This is a genomic window from Streptomyces rubellus, from assembly GCF_036323805.1.
GTDB lineage: Bacteria > Actinomycetota > Actinomycetes > Streptomycetales > Streptomycetaceae > Streptomyces.
The window spans coordinates 68,493-86,178 of sequence record NZ_JAZDCX010000025.1 but is presented as its reverse complement, the minus strand read 5'-3'; the positions used below and the strand labels follow the sequence as shown (position 1 = coordinate 86,178).

The 17,686-nt window shown below is 73.7% G+C and carries 16 protein-coding genes; 6 read left to right on the top strand and 10 right to left on the bottom strand.

Annotation, left to right across the window (positions count from 1 at the left end; genetic code table 11):
* Window positions 1–48: 48 nt before the first annotated feature.
* Entirely contained in the window at window positions 49–1,458 is a 1,410-nt protein-coding gene (gene glnA / locus V1L54_RS24510) for a type I glutamate--ammonia ligase (RefSeq protein WP_330120284.1), read from the bottom strand.
* Between the two features lie 244 nt (window positions 1,459–1,702).
* On the opposite strand from glnA, the gene V1L54_RS24505 reads away from it, so the two are divergent.
* Window positions 1,703–2,170 (top strand): RDD family protein, encoded by a 468-nt coding sequence (locus V1L54_RS24505; protein WP_330120283.1) that lies wholly within the window; start codon window positions 1,703–1,705, stop codon window positions 2,168–2,170.
* A 164-nt stretch (window positions 2,171–2,334) separates the two neighbouring features.
* On the opposite strand, the gene V1L54_RS24500 is transcribed toward V1L54_RS24505, so the two are convergent.
* The 4 genes from V1L54_RS24500 to lipB all read right to left on the bottom strand — a co-directional run bounded on the left by V1L54_RS24500 (window position 2,335) and on the right by lipB (window position 5,236).
* Window positions 2,335–3,033, bottom strand: a complete 699-nt coding sequence (locus tag V1L54_RS24500; protein ID WP_330120282.1) for a DUF4191 domain-containing protein — start codon at window positions 3,031–3,033, stop codon at window positions 2,335–2,337.
* Between the two features lie 10 nt (window positions 3,034–3,043).
* Window positions 3,044–3,241 carry a hypothetical protein gene (locus V1L54_RS24495; RefSeq protein WP_330120281.1) on the bottom strand — a complete coding sequence of 66 codons (198 nt, stop codon included), beginning with the start codon at window positions 3,239–3,241 and terminating at the stop codon, window positions 3,044–3,046.
* A 170-nt stretch (window positions 3,242–3,411) separates the two neighbouring features.
* Window positions 3,412–4,350, bottom strand: a complete 939-nt coding sequence (gene lipA, locus V1L54_RS24490; protein WP_330120280.1) for a lipoyl synthase — start codon at window positions 4,348–4,350, stop codon at window positions 3,412–3,414.
* Between the two features lie 91 nt (window positions 4,351–4,441).
* Window positions 4,442–5,236: a lipoyl(octanoyl) transferase LipB gene (gene lipB, locus V1L54_RS24485; protein ID WP_330120279.1), complete on the bottom strand. Its 795-nt coding sequence runs from the start codon at window positions 5,234–5,236 to the stop codon at window positions 4,442–4,444.
* Between the two features lie 265 nt (window positions 5,237–5,501).
* Here lipB and V1L54_RS24480 point away from each other — a divergent pair, with 265 nt between their 5' ends.
* On the top strand, window positions 5,502–7,016 hold the full coding sequence (locus tag V1L54_RS24480) for an NsdA family TPR-like regulatory protein (RefSeq protein ID WP_330120278.1): 1,515 nt from the start codon (window positions 5,502–5,504) through the stop codon (window positions 7,014–7,016).
* A gap of 193 nt (window positions 7,017–7,209) precedes the next feature.
* Here the strand turns inward: V1L54_RS24480 and V1L54_RS24475 are convergent, their stop codons facing one another.
* Together V1L54_RS24475 and V1L54_RS24470 are read right to left on the bottom strand one after the other, a co-directional pair.
* Complete coding sequence (locus V1L54_RS24475) at window positions 7,210–8,580, bottom strand: FAD-dependent oxidoreductase (RefSeq protein WP_330120277.1); 1,371 nt, start codon at window positions 8,578–8,580, stop codon at window positions 7,210–7,212.
* Between the two features lie 193 nt (window positions 8,581–8,773).
* Window positions 8,774–9,664: a TIGR01777 family oxidoreductase gene (locus V1L54_RS24470; RefSeq protein ID WP_330120276.1), complete on the bottom strand. Its 891-nt coding sequence runs from the start codon at window positions 9,662–9,664 to the stop codon at window positions 8,774–8,776.
* 50 nt (window positions 9,665–9,714) lie between these two features.
* Here V1L54_RS24470 and V1L54_RS24465 point away from each other — a divergent pair, with 50 nt between their 5' ends.
* Window positions 9,715–10,302, top strand: a complete 588-nt coding sequence (locus V1L54_RS24465; protein WP_330120275.1) for a GNAT family N-acetyltransferase — start codon at window positions 9,715–9,717, stop codon at window positions 10,300–10,302.
* Here V1L54_RS24465 and V1L54_RS24460 read toward each other — a convergent pair.
* Window positions 10,283–10,810, bottom strand: a complete 528-nt coding sequence (locus V1L54_RS24460) for a DUF4240 domain-containing protein (protein ID WP_330120302.1) — start codon at window positions 10,808–10,810, stop codon at window positions 10,283–10,285. The two genes, V1L54_RS24465 and V1L54_RS24460, sit on opposite strands and share 20 nt — an antisense overlap.
* A gap of 166 nt (window positions 10,811–10,976) precedes the next feature.
* Between V1L54_RS24460 and V1L54_RS24455 the strand changes: the two genes are divergently transcribed.
* Complete coding sequence (locus tag V1L54_RS24455; protein ID WP_330120274.1) at window positions 10,977–11,939, top strand: SDR family oxidoreductase; 963 nt, start codon at window positions 10,977–10,979, stop codon at window positions 11,937–11,939.
* Window positions 11,940–11,979: 40 nt separating this feature from the next.
* Here the strand turns inward: V1L54_RS24455 and V1L54_RS24450 are convergent, their stop codons facing one another.
* On the bottom strand, window positions 11,980–12,984 hold the full coding sequence (locus V1L54_RS24450) for a helix-turn-helix transcriptional regulator (protein WP_330120273.1): 1,005 nt from the start codon (window positions 12,982–12,984) through the stop codon (window positions 11,980–11,982).
* A gap of 156 nt (window positions 12,985–13,140) precedes the next feature.
* On the opposite strand from V1L54_RS24450, the gene V1L54_RS24445 reads away from it, so the two are divergent.
* On the top strand, window positions 13,141–14,685 hold the full coding sequence (locus V1L54_RS24445; protein ID WP_330120272.1) for a sodium-dependent transporter: 1,545 nt from the start codon (window positions 13,141–13,143) through the stop codon (window positions 14,683–14,685).
* Window positions 14,685–14,819, top strand: coding sequence for a methionine/alanine import family NSS transporter small subunit (locus V1L54_RS24440; RefSeq protein ID WP_330120271.1), 135 nt, complete (start codon window positions 14,685–14,687; stop codon window positions 14,817–14,819). Before V1L54_RS24445 ends, V1L54_RS24440 begins: the two co-directional genes overlap by 1 nt.
* Before the next feature lie 70 nt (window positions 14,820–14,889).
* Here V1L54_RS24440 and aceE read toward each other — a convergent pair whose 3' ends face one another.
* A complete protein-coding gene (gene aceE / locus V1L54_RS24435; RefSeq protein WP_330120270.1) occupies window positions 14,890–17,583 on the bottom strand; it encodes a pyruvate dehydrogenase (acetyl-transferring), homodimeric type in 2,694 nt (897 codons plus the stop codon).
* Between the last annotated feature and the right edge of the window lie 103 nt (window positions 17,584–17,686).

Sequence of the window (17,686 nt, the reverse complement as noted above, 5' to 3'; positions counted from 1 at the left end):
CCGGCCTGCGTTTCTGCAGGTCAGACAAGGGGCAGTGGTACTCGCCGATCAGATGTCGAAGTACAGCTCGAACTCGTGCGGGTGCGGGCGGAGCTGGATCGGGGCGATCTCGTTGGTGCGCTTGTAGTCGATCCAGGTCTCGATCAGGTCCGCGGTGAAGACGCCGCCGGCCTGCAGGTACTCGTTGTCCGACTCCAGGGCCTCCAGAACGGCGCCGAGGTTGGTCGGGACCTGCGGGACGTTGGCGTGCTCCTCGGGGGCCAGCTCGTAGAGGTCCTTGTCGATCGGCTCGGCCGGCTCGATCTTGTTCTTGACGCCGTCCAGACCGGCCAGCAGCAGGGCCGAGAAGGCCAGGTACGGGTTGGAGGACGGGTCCGGGGCGCGGAACTCGACGCGCTTGGCCTTCGGGTTGGAGCCGGTGATCGGGATGCGCATCGCGGCGGAGCGGTTGCGCTGCGAGTACACCAGGTTGACCGGGGCCTCGAAGCCGGGCACCAGACGGTGGTAGGAGTTCACCGTCGGGTTGGTGAAGGCCAGCAGCGAGGGGGCGTGCTTGAGGATGCCGCCGATGTAGTAGCGGGCGGTGTCCGACAGGCCCGCGTAGCCCTGCTCGTCGTAGAACAGCGGCTCGCCGCCGGACCACAGCGACTGGTGGACGTGCATGCCCGAACCGTTGTCGCCGAAGATCGGCTTCGGCATGAAGGTCGCGGTCTTGCCGTTGCGCCAGGCGACGTTCTTGATGATGTACTTGAAGAGCATCAGGTCGTCGGCGGCGGCCAGCAGCGTGTTGAACTTGTAGTTGATCTCGGCCTGGCCGGCGGTGCCCACCTCGTGGTGCTGGCGCTCGACCTGCAGGCCGGCCCTGGCCAGCTCCAGGGACATCTCGGCGCGCAGGTCGGCGAAGTGGTCGACCGGCGGGGCCGGGAAGTAGCCGCCCTTGTAGCGGACCTTGTAGCCGCGGTTGTCCTCCAGCGCACCGGTGTTCCAGGCGCCGGCCTCGGAGTCGATGTGGTAGAAGGACTCGTTCGCGCTGGTCTGGAAGCGCGCGCTGTCGAAGACGTAGAACTCGGCCTCGGGGCCGAAGTACGCGGTGTCGGCGATGCCGGAGGAGGCGAGGTACGCCTCGGCCTTCTTCGCCACGTTCCGCGGGTCACGGCTGTACTGCTCGCCGGTGATCGGGTCGTGGATGAAGAAGTTGACGTTGAGCGTGGCGTCCTTGCGGAACGGGTCCAGGCGGGCGGTGGACAGGTCCGGGACGAGGGCCATGTCGGACTCGTGGATGGCCTGGAAGCCGCGGATCGACGAGCCGTCGAACATCAGCTGCTCGGCCGGGTCGAAGGTCTCGGCAGGCACGGTGAAGTGCTGCATGATGCCCGGCAGGTCACAGAACCGGACGTCGATGAACTTGACGTCGTTGTCCGAGATGTACTTCTTTGCCTCGTCGGCGTTCTGGAACATCCAAGTCCTCCTAGTCCCGCCGCGCGAGGGGACGGGGTGACAGCTCTGGTGGCAGTCCAGGGTGCGTCCTGCTGTGCCCGACCTTAGATTTGCGGGATTTCTCAGGCATGACCCGATCGTTTCGGCGATGTTAACCAGGCGGACGGGGCGGCCGGTGTGCCCGGCGTCACTCGGCGCGTCCGCATACGTTCCGCGCGGCGGAGGCGGCCGGGTACCCGGAGACGCGGCACGTTACCGTTTACGGGTGGACAACAGGCAGGCAATCGGATCGTGGCTCTCCGGCCCCCGGGCGGCGGCCGAGCAGATGGGCGCGGACTTCGGCTACCGCGGCGAGCGGCTGGGACTGCCCGAGGAGGGGCCGGGATCCGTCGCCCCGCTCGGCAGACGGCTGGCGGCGATCCTCTTCGACTGGGGTCTGTGCCTGCTGATCGCATACGGCCTGATCACGGGGGGCGACCTCGGCGCGGCCGGGAACTGGGCGCTGGCGGTGTTCGTGCTGCTGGGCGTGCTCACGGTCGGCACGGTCGGTTCCACCCCCGGCAAGCGGCTGCTGGGCCTGCGGGTGATCGCCGTGAACGGCGCGCGGCTCTCGTTCCCCCGCGCGGTGTTCCGTACGGTGCTGCTGGCGCTCGCCGTGCCGGCGCTCGTCTGGGACCGCGACACCCGCGGTCTGCACGACCGGCTCTCGGGCGCCGTGCAGGTGCGCGGCTGACCGTGCCCGACGGGCCCGGCGGCGGACGCGGCCGGCATGCGGAGCGGGTGGTGGCCCGGTGCCCCGCGGGGCACCGGGCCACCACCCGCTCCGGCTCTTTGTTCTCGGCGTTCTCGGCGTTCGACGGCGCGTTCCCGGCTGCTCAGCGGCGGGTCGGCGGCGGGTCAGCGGCGGGTGGTGGGTCCCTTCGGCATCCGCATGCCGCGGCCGCGCGGCATCGGGCCCTTGGGCAGCGGGAGGTTGTTCATCAGGTCGCCCATGGCCCGCAGCCGGTCGTTGATCTCGGTGACCTGGTGCCCCTGGAGCGTCCGGGGCAGCTTGACCAGCTTGGTGCGGAGCTTCCGCAGCTCGGTCTGGCCCTCACCGGTGCCCACCACGATGTCGTGCACCGGGACGTCGCCGACGACGCGTGCCATGCGCTTCTTCTCGGACGCGATCAGGGTGCGCAGCCGGTTGGGGTTGCCCTCGCCGACGAGCACGATGCCGGGCCGGCCGACGGCCCGGTGGACGACGTCCTGCTGGCGGTTCATGGCCACCGCCGGGGTGACCGTCCAGCCCCGGCGCAGGTTCTCCAGGACGGCCGCCGCGGCGCCGAGCTGGCCCTCCATCTGGCCGAAGGCCGCCCGCTCGGCCCGCCGCCCGAAGACGATCGCCATGGCCAGCAGGGCCAGCAGGAAGCCCAGAATGCCCAGATAGACGGGGTGGCCGAGCCAGAAGCCGATCGCGAGAAGGACCCCGAAGGTGACGAGCCCCACGCCCGCGATGACGAAGCCGACCTTCTTGTCGACGCGCTGCGTCATCCTGTACGTCAGGGCGATCTGCTTGAGCCGCCCGGGATTCTCGGATGTTTCCTTCCTCGCCATACGGCGCAGTCTACGTCGCCCGCCTGGCCCCGGTCGCCGCGGCCTCCAGCCGGGCCGCCGCCTCGCCGCGCGCCCGCGCCCGGCGGCGGTCCTCCAGGACCGCGTTCCAGGCGTTGCGGCGCGCGGTCCGCTGCTCACCGGAGAGCAGCAGCCCCTCCAGCCTCTCCAGGACCCGCAGGGTGGTGTGCATCGTGGGTTCCCTCCGCATGATGCTCCTCGCACGGCGAGTGGCGTGGACGATCCGTTCCCCCGATCGTCGTCGGACGGTGTTACCGGGGGATGACACGGCGGTCAAAGCCTCCGGAAAGACCGGACGGCGACGAGGTGAACGGCCGGTCGGCCGGCCGTGCGGCCCGCGCGGGACGCGGGCACCGCGGGTCAGGCCGCGTCGGCGCCCCGGCGCTCGACCGCCTGCCGGTACAGCCGCCCGGCGCGGTAGGAGGAACGGACCAGCGGGCCGGACATGACACCGGCGAAGCCGATCTCCTCCGCCTCCTCCTGCAGCTCCACGAACTCCTGCGGCTTCACCCAGCGCTCCACCGGGTGGTGCCGGGGCGTGGGCCGCAGGTACTGGGTGATGGTGATCAGCTCGCAGCCGGCCGCGTGCAGGTCGAGCAGCGCCCGGGAGACCTCCTCACGGGTCTCTCCCATGCCCAGGATCAGGTTGGACTTGGTGATCAGTCCGTCCGCGCGGGCCCGGGTGAGCACCTCCAGCGACCGCTCGTAGCGGAAGGCAGGGCGGATGCGCTTGAAGATCCGCGGAACCGTCTCGACGTTGTGGGCCAGCACCTCCGGACGGGCGGAGAAGACCTCGGCGAGCTGCTCGGGCACCGCGTTGAAGTCGGGGATCAGCAGCTCGACACCGGTGCCGGGGGTCATCGAGTGGATCTGGCGGACGGTCTCGGCGTACAGCCAGGCGCCGCCGTCGGGCAGGTCGTCGCGCGCCACACCGGTGACGGTGGCGTACCGCAGCTCCATCTGCTTCACGGACTCGGCCACCCGGCGCGGCTCGTCGCGGTCGAACTCGGCGGGCTTCCCGGTGTCGATCTGGCAGAAGTCGCAGCGCCGGGTGCACTGCTCGCCCCCGATGAGGAAGGTCGCCTCGCGGTCCTCCCAGCACTCGAAGATGTTGGGGCAGCCCGCCTCCTGGCAGACCGTGTGCAGCCCCTCGCGCTTGACCAGGGACTGCAGGGCGTTGTACTCGGGGCCCATCTTCGCCCGGGTCTTGATCCACTCGGGCTTGCGCTCGATGGGGGTCTGGCTGTTCCGGACCTCCAGGCGCAGCAGCTTCCTACCGTCGGGTGCGACAGCGGACACGTCCGGTTCCCCTTTTCCGTGTTCTCCGTGTTGCCTGTGGCGTTGCCTTCGAATGTGCGGCGAACACCAGCCTACGCCCCGGGTTTCGCAGTCAGACGGCCCGGGGCGCCGGCTCGGCCCGCTCCAGCACCGCGCGCAGCTGCTTCTCCACCACGGGCAGCACCTCGCCGACCGTCACCCGCCGGCCCAGCTCCCGGGAGAGCGAGGTGACCCCCGCGTCCCGGATGCCGCACGGCACGATGCGGTCGAACCAGGTGTTGTCCGGGTCGCAGTTGAGGGAGAAGCCGTGCATGGTGACGCCCTTGGCGACCCGGACCCCGATCGCGCCGAGCTTGCGGTCCTCGCCGCGCTGGCCGGCGTTGGAGGGCGCGTACTCCGGGCCGCTCAGCCGCGGGTCGAACTCATCGTCCCGCCCGCCGTGGAGCCCGGGGGCGAAGTCCAGTTCCAGCCCGCCCGGCGCGGGTGCGGGCCGCCGCGCCGGGTCGCCCAGCACCCACACCCCGCTGCGGCCCTCCACCCGGGTGGTGGCCAGGCCGAACTCCGTGCAGGCGCGGATCATCGCCTCCTCCAGCCGCCGTACGTGGGCGATGACGTCCACCGGCCGGGGCAGCTTGAGGATCGGGTAGCCGACGAGCTGGCCGGGGCCGTGCCAGGTGATCTTGCCGCCGCGGTCCACGTCCACCACGGGCGTGCCGTCCAGCGGGCGCTCGCTGTCCTCGGTGCGGCGCCCGGCGGTGTAGACCGGCTGGTGTTCCAGCAGCAGACAGGTGTCGGAGATCTCGTCGGCGAAGCGCGCCGCGTGGACCTCGCGCTGCCGCTGCCACGCCTGCCGGTACTCCACGGCCTCGTCGCCGAACCCCAGGTGGACAAAGCGCAGCTCGCGCACGGCGGGATCCTCCTCGCGGTCGGTCGGGTGCCGCCGCGGGGCGCGGCGGTGCCCGGCAACAACTCTACGGCGCCCGGCCGGACGGCGGGGCCGGCCGCCGCGAGCCGGGCGCCCCGCTGCCGCGTGCCGCCCCCTCACACGTATGGATGAAACCTGCGCCCAGACCCCCGGAAAGCCGCTCCGGAAAGCTACATTCGCGCCGTTCCGGCAGGGCGCCCCGGCGTCTGCCGTACCTGGAGCCGTCAGGCAGGAGACCGCAGAGCAGATGTCGACGGAACGACCTGGGAAGCCCTCCCAGCGCACCCCCAACCGCCAGCTGGCCGCGCTCATCGCGGAGGCCGGGTTCTCCAACGCCGGACTCGCGCGGCGGGTCGACCAACTCGGGTTGGAGCACGGACTGGACCTCCGCTACGACAAGACCTCCGTGACCCGCTGGCTCCGCGGCCAGCAGCCGCGCGGCACCACCCCCGCGCTGATCGCCGAGGTCTTCACCCGCCGTCTGGGCCGCCGGCTCACCGCCCAGGACCTGGGGCTGGACGCGTGCGCGCCGGTCTACGCCGGGCTGGAGTTCGCGGCCACCCCCGGCGAGGCGGTGGACATCGTCGGCGGACTGTGGCGCAAGGACAGCGGCAGCCACGCCGAGCTGCGGAAGATCGCCTTCACCCCGGCCGGGCTGGTGGTGCCCAGCCGGGACTGGCTGATCGGCCGCCCGGACGAGCGCGTCGCGCGCGGCGAGTCCGCCCCCGAGCCGCCCGCCCCGCGGGTGCCCCCGCAGGTGCGCGGCCCGGCGGGCGGGCCGCCGCCCGGCGTCCCGCGGGCGCACCGCTCCGACGGCCGTGCCGACAGCCGTGCCGACGGGGTGGAACGCGGCCCCGGGCAGCGGGTCACCCCGGGGGACATCGCCGCGCTGCGCTCGGTCGGCGAGCTGTTCCGCACCCTCGACCACGCCTACGGCGGCGGGCACGCCCGCCAGGCGCTGGTGCGCTATCTGGAGCACGAGGCCGAGCCGATGCTGCGCGGCACCTACGGGGAGCAGACCGGCCGCCGGCTGTTCGGGGCGGTGGCCGACCTGACCCGGCTGGCGGGCTGGACGGCGTACGACATCGCCGCCCACGGGCTGGCGCAGCGCTACTTCGTGCAGGCGCTGCGGCTGTCCCAGGCCGCCGGGGACCGGGCGTACGGCAGCTACGTCCTGGCGACGATGAGCAGGCAGGCGGTGTACCTCGGGCACGGCCGGGAGGCCGTGCAGCTGGCACGGGTCGCCCAGCAGGGCGTCGGATCCTCGGTGCCGCCCGCCGCGCAGGCGCTGCTGCACGCGGCGGAGGCGCGCGGGCACGGGGTGCTCGGGGAGGTGCGGGCCTGCACGGCGTCGCTGGCGCGGGCCGAGCGGGCGCTGGAGCAGGCGCGGCCGGGGGAGGAGGTGCCGCAGTGGGCGAAGGCCTTCGGCGAGACGCACCTCGCCGACGACTTCGCGCACTGCCACCGGGACCTCCAGCAGTACCGGGCGGCGGCCCAGCACGCCGAGCGCGCCCTGCGGATGCGGTGCCCGGGGCAGATCCGCAGCCGGCTGTTCTGCCAGGTGGTGCTGGCCACGGCCCGGCTGGGGCTGGGCGATGTGGAGCAGGCGTGCGCGCTGGCCGCGGAGGCGGCGGAGCAGGCCGCCGAGCTGCGGTCGGTGCGGGCGCACGAGTACGTGCGGGACTTCGAGCGCCGACTGGAGCCGTACCGGGACGCCGCCGCGGTCCGCGGCTACCGGGAGCGGATCGCCGCCCTGAGCTGACACCCCGGTCCGACGCGACGCCCCGGCCGGTGCGTCGGACCACCCGCCCGGTCACCCCGGGCCCCGGGACCGGCAGTGCCGCCGTGCCGCCACGCGGCGGCACTGCCATGTCCTGAGCCTTGCCGGAGTCCCCCGGCCGGGTGCGGGGCCGGATGCGGGACGGTACGCCGGCCGGAGGCGCCGGCCCGGGGCGTCAGGCCGCGGCGGGCAGGGCGGGGACCGCCGTCCTCGCCTGCGGGGCGAAGTCCCGGCGGATCGCCTCCGCGGCCCGGCGGGCCGAGCGCAGCGCCCCCTGCACCCCGGCGGTGTCCCGGTGGTCGCCGCAGACGTACAGACCGCTCAGCATCCGCACCGGGCGCTGCGGGTCGTGCGGTGCGGGCGTCGCCGGGACGGCGCGGGCGTCGTGGCGGACGGCCAGCAGCCGCCAGTGGTCCGTCGGGACCCGGTACAGCGCGGCGAGCTGGCGCCGGGCGGCCTCGTCCAGCGCCTCGGCCGGCCCGGCCGCGGCGGGGCCGAGCACCACAGAGGTGACCAGGGCGCGGCCCGGCCGGGCGCGGGAGGGGTCGACGGCGCTGGCCACGGCGGTGTACGCCACCGGGCCGCGCCGGTCGGCGTCGAGCAGCAGCAGCGGTTCGGCCGCGGGCGCCCCGGGGCCCGCCGGGTCCTCCACCGCGTGGTGCAGCACGGTGACCGGGTGGAACCGCGGTACCCGCAGCCCCGGCAGCAGCCGCGCCGCCTCGTGCGCACCGGTGGCGATGAGCACCGCGCGACAGCGGACGGTGCCGTGCCCGCGCGTCACCACGGCGTTCGTGGCCACCGACAGGACGTGCACGCCGGTGCGCACGGTGCCCGGCGGCAGCCCGGCCGCCAGCAGCCGGGAGACGGCCGAGGCGCCGCCTGCGGGCAGGAACAGGCCGTCGCGGGCGAAGCCGCGCAGTGCCAGGTCGCCGACGCGGCTGGAGGTCGTCAGCTCCGGGTCGCACAGCAGCGCGCCGAGCAGGGCCCGCAGCGGATCCCCACAGGCGCGGGGCAGCGTGCCGCGGACGGCCAGGGCCTGGGCGGCGGACAGCTCGGGCCGCCTGCCCAGTCGCTCGGCGGGGGTCGTGGCGAGCCGGTTGAGCCGGGCGCGCAGCCGGGCCAGGTCCAGCGCGCCGCCGAGCGAGCCCGCCGGGACCCCCGGCACACCGAGTGCGCCGCGGCCGGCCCGGACGTGCCGGGCGGTGCGGGGCGCCCCGATCCGCAGCCGCCGGCCGCCGCTGCGGATGACGACCCCGGAGGAGAAGGGGCGCAGGGCGAGCCGTTCCAGGCCGGGGCAGTGGCGCAGTTCGGATCCGCCGGACCACAGCGGCGGGCCGTCGTCCAGCCGGTAGCCGTCCACCTCCTCGGTCGCCGGGCGGCCGCCGACCCGGTCGGCGGCCTCCAGGACGGTGACCCGCAGCCCGGCGCGGGTCAGATGGTGCGCGGCGGCCAGGCCCGCCGGGCCCGCGCCGATGACGGCGACATCGGGTGTGCCGGGCGGGGTGCCGGGGACGCCGGTCTCCGGTCGGAGTTCGCTGCCGAACATGTGTCCTCCCCTGGTCGGCGCGACCGCGCGACGATGCGCGTCCGCAGGGTTACTGCCCGTACCAGACGCGTTCGATTCGCGTGCTCCGTCCGACCCTAGGGGCCCGGGAGGGACTGGACAGCGCGCACGAACCGGGCACAGTCGCACAACCGGCGCACGCAGTCGCACAACTGGCCACGCAGGCGCGCCCGGCTCAGCGCAGCGCCGCCCGGATGGCGTCCTCGATCCCGGGGAAGGCGAACCTGAACCCCGACTCCAGCAGCCGCCGGGGCAGCACCCGCTGGCTGCCCAGCACGTCCGTGGAGAACTCGCCCAGCACCGTCCGCAGCACGGGCGCGGGCACCCACAGCAGGGCCGGCCGGCGCAGCACCCGGCCCATCGCGGCGGCCACCTCGCGCTGGGTGACCGGTTCGGGGGCGGTGAGGTTGACCGGCCCGGACAGCTCCTCGGTGTCCAGCAGGTGCCGCAGCGCGGCGATGTGGTCGTGCAGCGCGATATGGCTCCAGTACTGGCGGCCGCTGCCCAGCCGGCCGCCGAGCCCCGCCCGGAAGACCGGGAACAGCCGTCCCCAGGCGCCGCCGGAACGCGAGACCACCAGTCCGGTGCGGGCGTACACGGTCCGGATGCCGGCCTCCTCGGCCGCCGCCGCGGCCTCCTCCCACTCCTGGCAGACGTCGGCGAGGAAGCCGTGCCCGGGGGGCGCGCCCTCGTCCACGGCCCGGTCGCCGGTGTCGCCGTAGTAGCCGACGGCGGTGCCGACCACCAGGGTGCGCGGCGGGGTGTCGAGCGAGGCGACGGCCTCGGCGATCGCGGCGGTCCCCAGCACCCGGCTGTCCCGGATCCTGCGCTTGTAGGCCTCCGTCCAGCGGCGGTCCCCGACGCCCGCGCCCGCCAGGTGCACCACGGCCTCGCAGCCCGCCAGCGCGGCGGTGTCCACGTACTGGCCCTCGGGGTTCCACTCCACCTCGTCACCGCTCCGCGCCGGACGCCGCACCAGACGCACCACCTCGTGGCCGTCCGCGCGCAGGGAGCGGAGGAGGGCCTGACCGATGAGACCGGAGGAGCCGGTGATCGCGATACGCATGGGCCCATCCTGATGGACTCCCGGGCCGATCGCGAGGCACAGTGGCCACCATGTCAGCCTCCGTGCCGGCCCGGGCGCCGCAGCAGCCCCTGATACGGCCCGCCGCCGAGGAGGACGGGGCGGCCCTCGGCGAGCTGGACCGGCGTGCCTGGTCGCCGCTGCACGCGGTCCTGCCCCGGCCGAGGCCGCCGTACGACCCGTTCTTCGACTCCACCCACCGGCCCCGGGAGTTCCTCCTCGCCGAGTCGGGCGGCCGGCTCGTGGGATACGTCCGGCTGGTGCGCGCCGGCCGGCTCGCCGCCAAGGCCCATGTCCGCACCCTCCAGGGCCTGGTGGTGGACGACCGGGCGCGCGGCAGGGGAGTGGGCCGGGCACTGGTGCGGGCCGCGCCGGCCGAGGCGCGACGGCAGGGCGCCTCCAGGGTTGCTCTGGGAGTGCTGGGCCACAGCGCGCCCGCGCGGGCGCGCTACGCCTCCGAGGGCTTCGCGGTGGAGGGGGTGCTGCCCGGGGAGTTCCTGCTGGAGACCGGCTTCGCGGACGGTGTGCTGATGGGACGCTCCCTCGGCGCCGCGGCACCGGACGCCGCTCCCGGCACACCGCCCGGCACCGTGCCCGGCGTCACTCCGGGAGCCCCCTGAACCGCTCCCACAGCCGGGGGAAGCGGGCGGCCAGGGCGCGGTCGTCCTCGAAGGGCGGTGCGGTGCCCTCCGGTTCCGGGGGCGGGCCGGGCAGGTCCAGTTCGGGCAGCGGTCCGCCGGTGAGCTGCTCGTAGGCGTCATAGGCGGCGCAGCCGAGGTCCCCGCCCTCGCCGTCCACGTCCGGGTCGAAGTCCTCCAGCAGCTCGGCGAGCGCCTCGGGGTCGTGCAGGGCGCCCTCGAACACCTTCCGGCCCCGGCCCACCAGCCAGCAGCGGAAGGCGTCGAAGACGTCGTCGCTCGCCCCGTCGAGCAGCACCCAGGCCGCGCCCCACAGTTCCCAGCGCCAGGCCCGGTTGACCCGGGTCTCGAAGTGGCGGGCGAAGTCCACGACGGTCTCCGGGTCGAGCCGTGTCAGCCTCTCGACGAGGAGTTCGGCGTGGTCCACCGGGTCGCCTCCGGCGGCCTCGCGGGTCTGGTCGATCAGCTCCCAGAACTCCGTCTCGTGCATCGTCACGCCACCAGCATCCGGCGCGCCGACCCGCTCCGCACGCGCAACGCCGGGGCGGCGGGAGACGGGGACGGAACGGAGGACGGGCCCACCGGAAAACCCGACAGAAGATGTCCGGTATCGGTGGCAGCGTGCCGGTGTAGGCGACTGGAGGAGGAGCACGCACATGAGCACGGAGACGGCACGTACGGCACCGGCCGCGCGGACGACGGGACAGGGGGCCCTGAGCGGCCGGGTGGCCCTGGTGGCGGGAGCCACCCGGGGCGCGGGCCGGGCGATGGCCGTGGAACTGGGCCGGGCGGGCGCGACGGTGTACGCCACCGGCCGCACCACCCGGGAGAGCGTCAGCGAGGTGGGCCGTCCGACCGAGACCATCGAGGAGACCGCCGAACTGGTCACGGCGGCCGGGGGCACCGGCATCGCGGTGCCGACCGACCACCTCGACCCCGCGCGGGTGCGCGCCCTGACGGAGCGGATCGACCGCGACCACGGACGGCTGGACATCCTGGTCAACGACGTCTGGGGCGGCGACCACCTGCTCGACTTCGACCGGAAGGTGTGGGAGGTGGAGCTGGAGCGGGGCCTGCGGATGCTGCGCCTCGGCGTGGAGACCCACCTGATCACCAGTCACTTCGCGCTGCCGCTGCTGATCCGGCGGCCGGGCGGTCTGGTGGTGGAGGTCACCGACGGCACCGCCGAGTACCACCGCGACCAGTACCGCGGCAACCTCTTCTTCGACCTGACCAAGAACGCCCCCATCCGGGCGGCCTTCGGTCTTGCGAAGGAGCTGGCGGAGCACGGCGGCACGGCGGTCTGCGTCTCCCCGGGCTTCCTGCGCTCGGAGGAGATGCTGGACGCCTTCGGGGTGCGGGAGGAGAACTGGCGCGACGCGGTCGCCAAGGAGCCGCACTTCGCCATCGCCGAGTCGCCCGCCTACCTCGGCCGGGCGGTGGCGGCGCTGGCGTGCGACCCGGACCGGGGCCGCTGGAACGGGCAGTCCCTCTCCAGCGGGCAGCTCGCCCTCGAGTACGGCGTCAGGGACACCGACGGCTCGCAGCCGGACGGCTGGCGCTACTTCATCGAGGTCGTCCACGGGGGCAAGCAGGCGACCGCCGAGGACTACCGGTAGGCCCGCCGGCGGGCCTGCCACCGGTGACCGATCACCGCGTTCACCGGTAGCGCGCCGCCATGCGCTCGGCCGCCCGCGCCATGCGCTCCCGCAGCGCGGGCGGTGCGAGCACCTCGCACTCCGGGCCGAGGGCGAGCAGCTGGCTGAAGGCGACGTCCAGGGACTCCACCGGCAGGGTGACGGTGGTCCGCCCCCGCTCGTCGGTCCGGCCCCCGGCCAGCGCCTCCCCGGCCGCCGCCCGGTCGGTGGCGTACCGCAGGGCGCGCGTCCCGGCCTCCGTCAGCCGGAGCACCACGTTCTCCCGCAGGATCGAGCGGGCGAAGGCGGCGGACCGCTCCGCCCAGAAGCCGGGCAGGTCGAACTCCTCGTCCCGCCCGAAGCACTCGTTGAGCGGAACGACCGAGGCGAAGCGGTCCACCCGGTAGACACGGTGCTCGCCCGGGTGCTCGCGGGGGCCGCCGGGGCGCTCGCCGGCGGGGACGGCGCGGGCGACGAGGTACCACACACCCGCCTTGAGCACCAGGCCGTACGGCTCCAGCGTCCGCGCCACCTCCTCGCCGTCCCCGCGGCGGTAGCGGACGGCGAGGCGGCGGTCGTCCCACACGGCCTCGGCGATCGCCGGCAGCCCCTCCGGCGTCCCGGGCGGCTGCCACCAGCCGGGTGCGTCCAGATGGAAGCGCTGTGCGGCGGTGCGCGGGGCGTCGGCGAGCTCGGGGTTGAGGGCCGCCGACACCTTCAGCCGGGCCGCCGACGCCGCGTCCGCCAGGCCCATGTCGCGCAGTGCGGAGGGCACCCCGGACAGGAACAGCGCCTCCGCCTCGTCGCGCCCGAGGCCGGTCAGCCGGGTGCGGTAGCCGCCGACCAGCCGGTATCCGCCGGTACGGCCCCGGTCCGCGTAGACGGGGATGCCCGCCTCCGACAGCGCCAGGACGTCCCGGGACACCGTCCGCTCGGAGACCTCCAGCTGCTCGGCGAGCTCGGCCGCGGTCATCGAGCGGCGGTTCTGGAGAAGCAGCACCATCTTGATCAGCCGGGCAGCACGCATGGGGCCATCATCCCGCCGAAGGAGGCGGTGTCCCGCCGGAGGACGCGACGAGGGGCGCCACTGGGGGCGCTGTCGACACAGAGTCAGCATATAGTGACAGGATCGGAGGAACATATGTAGTGCTTTATAAAGGAAGCCGCACAGGAGAGAGCGCATATGGCCACTGAATCCAGTCGGGGGCGGCCCCGTGAGGCGTGGGGGTCCCGAGCGGGCTTCCTGATGGCGGCGATCGGCTCGGCCATCGGGCTCGGCAACATCTGGCGTTTCCCGTCCGAGGCGTACAAGAACGGCGGCGGGGCGTTTCTGCTGCCCTATCTGCTCGCCCTGCTGACCGCGGGACTTCCGCTGCTGATCCTCGAGTACGTGATCGGCCGCCGGTACCGGAGGTCGCCGCCGGCCGCGTTCCGCCGGATGTCCGCGCCGGCGCAGGTGATCGGCTGGTGGCAGGTGGCGATCTGCTGCGTCATCGCCGCCTACTACGCCGTCATCCTCGCCTGGGCCGTGCGCTACGTCGGGTTCTCCGTCGGCGAGCGGTGGGGGGACGATCCGGACGCCTTCTTCTTCGGTGACTTCCTGGGCACCGCGGAGCAGCCGGGATGGATCTCCTCCTACGTCGGCGGGGTGTTCTGGCCGCTGCTGGTCATCTGGATCGCCGTCCTGGTGGTCCTGGTCCTCGGCGTGCGGCGGGGCATCGAGCTGGCCAACCGGATCTTCATCCCGCTGCTGGTGCTCTTCTTCGTCGCCCTGGTGATCCGGGCGGTCACCCTGGACGGCGCCGCCACCGGTCTGGACGCCCTGTTCTCGCCCGACTGGGGAGCCCTGACCAGGGGCAGCGTCTGGGTGGCGGCCTACGGGCAGATCTTCTTCTCGCTCTCGGTCGGCTTCGGCATCATGATCACCTACGCCTCCTACCTGCGCCGCCGCGCGGACCTCACCGGCTCCGCGCTGGTCGCCGGGTTCGCCAACAGCTCCTTCGAGATCCTGGCGGGCATCGGGGTCTTCGCCACGCTCGGCTTCCTGTCGCTGAACACCGGGACACCGGTGGACGAGACCGTCACCAGCGGCATCGGGCTGGCCTTCGTCGCCTTCCCGACGATCATCTCCAACATGCCGCTGGGCACCCTGTTCGGGCTGCTGTTCTTCGGTTCCCTGGTGATCGCCGGGCTGACCTCGCTGCTGAGCATCGTGCAGGTACCGGTCGCGGCGGTACAGGACCGCACCGGCCTCGGACGCACCCCGGCGGTGCTGGGAGTCGGCGGGGCGATCGCGCTGGCCTCCATCCTGCTCTTCCCGACCGACAGCGGGCTGTACCTGCTGGACGCCGCCGACCACTTCATCAACCAGTACGGCATCGCGCTGGCCTCCCTGGCCGCGGTGGTCACCGTCGCCTGGCTGCTGCGCCGGCTGCCGGCGCTCCAGCGGGACGCGGACGACACCTCGGCGGTCCGGCTGGGCGTGTGGTGGCGGGTGGCACTCGGGGTGATCACCCCGCTGGTGCTGGGCTGGATGATGATCGACAGCCTGCGGGCCGAGTTCGACGAGAACTACGGCGGCTACGAGACCGGCTTCCTGTTCTGGGCCGGCTGGGCGGTCGCCCTCGGCGCGCTGCTCGCCGCCGTCCTGCTCTCCCTCGTTCCGTGGCGGCGCGACCGGGAGCCCACCGACACGGACTCGGACACGCTCTTCGAAAGGGGACGCTGATGTCGGCAGGCGCCGTCGTGATGATGATCGTCGCCATGATCGTGGTGTGGGGCGGGCTGGCCGCGGCCATCCTCATGCTCCGCGGCCACCCCGACGAGCAGCGGGACGGGACCCCGGCCGGGGAGGGCGGCTGACGGGGGACCGCACGCACACCCCCGCCGGCCGCCCGGTCTCCCGTGTCCCGCCGGGCGCCACGGCCGGGCCTCAGGCCAGGCCGTAGCGCCCGGCGGCCTCGCGGACCGTCTCGCGCTTGACCTCGCCGCGCCGGGCCAGCCGGTCCAGGGCGGCGACGGTCACCGACCCGGCGTCCACCCCGAAGTGGCGGCGGGCGGCCTCGCGGGTGTCCGACAGGCCGAAGCCGTCGGTGCCCAGTGAGAACCAGTCCTGCTCGACCCACGGGGCGATCTGGTCCGGCACAGCCCGCATCCAGTCGCTGACGGCGAGGACCGGGCCGGGCGCGCCGCGCAGCGCGCGGGTGACGTACGGGACCCGCTCCTCACCCCTGAGCTGCGCCGCGTCACAGGACAGGGCGTCGCGGCGCAGCTCGCTCCAGGAGGTGGCGGACCACACGTCGGCGGTCACGCCCCAGTCGTCGGCGAGGAGGCGCTGGGCGTCCAGCGCCCAGTGGATCGCGGTGCCGGAGGCCAGCAGCTGGATCCGCGGCGCGTCGCCCCCGGCGGGGGAGACGCCCGGGACGCCCGCGCGGAAGCGGTACAGCCCCTTGAGGATGCCCTCCTCGACGCCCTCCGGCATGGGCGGCTGGACCTTCGGCTCGTTGTAGACGGTCAGGTAGTAGAAGACGTTCTCCGGCTCGGGCCCGTACATCCGGCGCAGGCCGTCGCGCACGATCACCGCGATCTCGTAGGCGAACGCCGGGTCGTAGTTGAGCGAGGCCGGATTGGTGGCCGCGATCAGGTGCGAGTGGCCGTCGGCGTGCTGCAGGCCCTCGCCGGTCAGCGTGGTGCGGCCGGCCGTGGCGCCGACGACGAAGCCGCGGCCGAGCTGGTCGGCGAGCTGCCAGAACTGGTCGCCGGTCCGCTGCCAGCCGAACATCGAGTAGAAGATGTAGAACGGGATCATCGGCTCGCCGTGCGTGGCGTACGAGGTGGCGGCGGCGATGAAGTCGGCCATGGCGCCGGCCTCGGTGATCCCCTCGTTGAGGATCTGCCCGTCGGCGGCCTCCTTGTAGTACATCAGCTGGTCGCGGTCGACCGGCTCGTACGTCTGCCCCCTGGGCGAGTAGATGCCCGCCGAGGGGAAGAGCGACTCCATGCCGAAGGTGCGGGCCTCGTCGGGCACGATCGGCACCCACCGCCGCCCGGTCTCCTTGTCCCGCATCAGCTCCTTGACCAGGCGCACGAACGCCATGGTGGTGGCCATCTCCTGCTTGCCGGACCCCTTGGCCAGGGCCGCGAAACCGCGCTCGGCGGGCTCGGGGAGGGCCGGGACCGGGTGGACGCGGCGGGCCGGGGCGGGTCCGCCGAGCGCGGCGCGGCGCTCGGCGAGGTAGCGGACCTCGGGGGAGTCGGGGCCCGGGTGGCCGTACGGCACCAGGTCGCCGTCGAGGGCGCGGTCCGGGATCGGCAGGCCGAGCAGGTCGCGCATGTCCCTGAACTCGCCGGCCGTGAGCTTCTTCATCTGGTGGTTGGCGTTCTTGGAGGCGAATCCCGGGCCGAGGGTGTGGCCCTTGACCGTCTGCGCCAGGATCACGGTCGGCGCGCCCCTGTGCTCCAGGGCGGCCCGGTAGGCGGCGTACACCTTGCGGGGCTCGTGGCCGCCGCGCGAGGTGCCGAAGCACTCGGTGAGCTTCGCGTCGGACAGCCTCCCCGCCAGCCCGGCCAGGGCCGGATCGGTGCCGAAGAAGTGCTCCCGCAGGTAGCCGGCGTCCCGGGTGGCGTACGTCTGGAACTGTGCGTCGGGCACCTCGCGCAGCCGCCGGACCAGGGCGCCGGTGGTGTCGAGGGCGAGCAGTTCGTCCCAGGCGGAGCCCCACAGCGTCTTGACGACGTGCCAGCCGGCGGCCCGGAACTGCGCCTCCAGCTCCTGCACGATCTTGAAGTTGGCGCGCACCGGCCCGTCGAGGCGCTGGAGGTTGCAGTTGACCACGAAGGTGAGGTTGTCCAGCCCCTCCCGTCCGGCCAGGGCCAGCGCGGCGGTCGACTCCGGCTCGTCCATCTCGCCGTCGCCGAGGAAGGCCCACACGTGCGAGCCGGAGGTGTCCTTGATGCCGCGGCCGGTCAGATAGCGGTTGAAGCGGGCCTGGTAGATCGCCGAGAGCGGGCCGAGCCCCATGGAGACGGTGGGGAACTCCCACAGCCAGGGCAGGCGGCGCGGATGGGGGTAGGAGGGCAGCCCGTTCCCGCCCGCCTCCTGCCGGAAGTTGTCGAGCTGAGCCTCGGTCAGCCGTCCGTCGAGGAAGGCGCGGGCGTAGACGCCGGGGGAGGCGTGGCCCTGGATGTAGAGCTGGTCGCCGGAGCCCGGTGCCTCAGGTGAGTCCTTGCCGCGGAAGAAGTGGTTGAAGCCGACCTCGTACAGCCAGGCGGCGGAGGCGAAAGTGGCGATGTGGCCGCCGACGCCGAACCGGGCGCCGCGGGTGACCATGGCGGCGGCGTTCCAGCGGTTCCAGGCGGTGATCCGCCGCTCCAGCTCCTCGTCGCCGGGGAAGGCGGGCTCGGCGGCGGTGGGGACGGTGTTGACGTACTCCGTCTCCAGCAGCGGGGGCAGTCCCAGACCGGTGCGCCCGGCGTGCTCCAGGGTGCGCCGCAGCAGATACGCGGCGCGGTGCGGGCCGGCCTCGCGGGTGACGGCGTCGAGGGACTCGGCCCACTCGGCGGTCTCCTCACGGTCGCGGTCCACGAGCTGGTCCAGCTCACTGGGCCGGCGTTCGGCGTCGGACATGGTGACCGCCTTCCGGACAGAGGGGCAGGGGCGAACAGGGATGGGGTGTGTCACACCCGGAGCCGACTGTAAGTCATCGATCGATGATCGATCAAAGCATCAG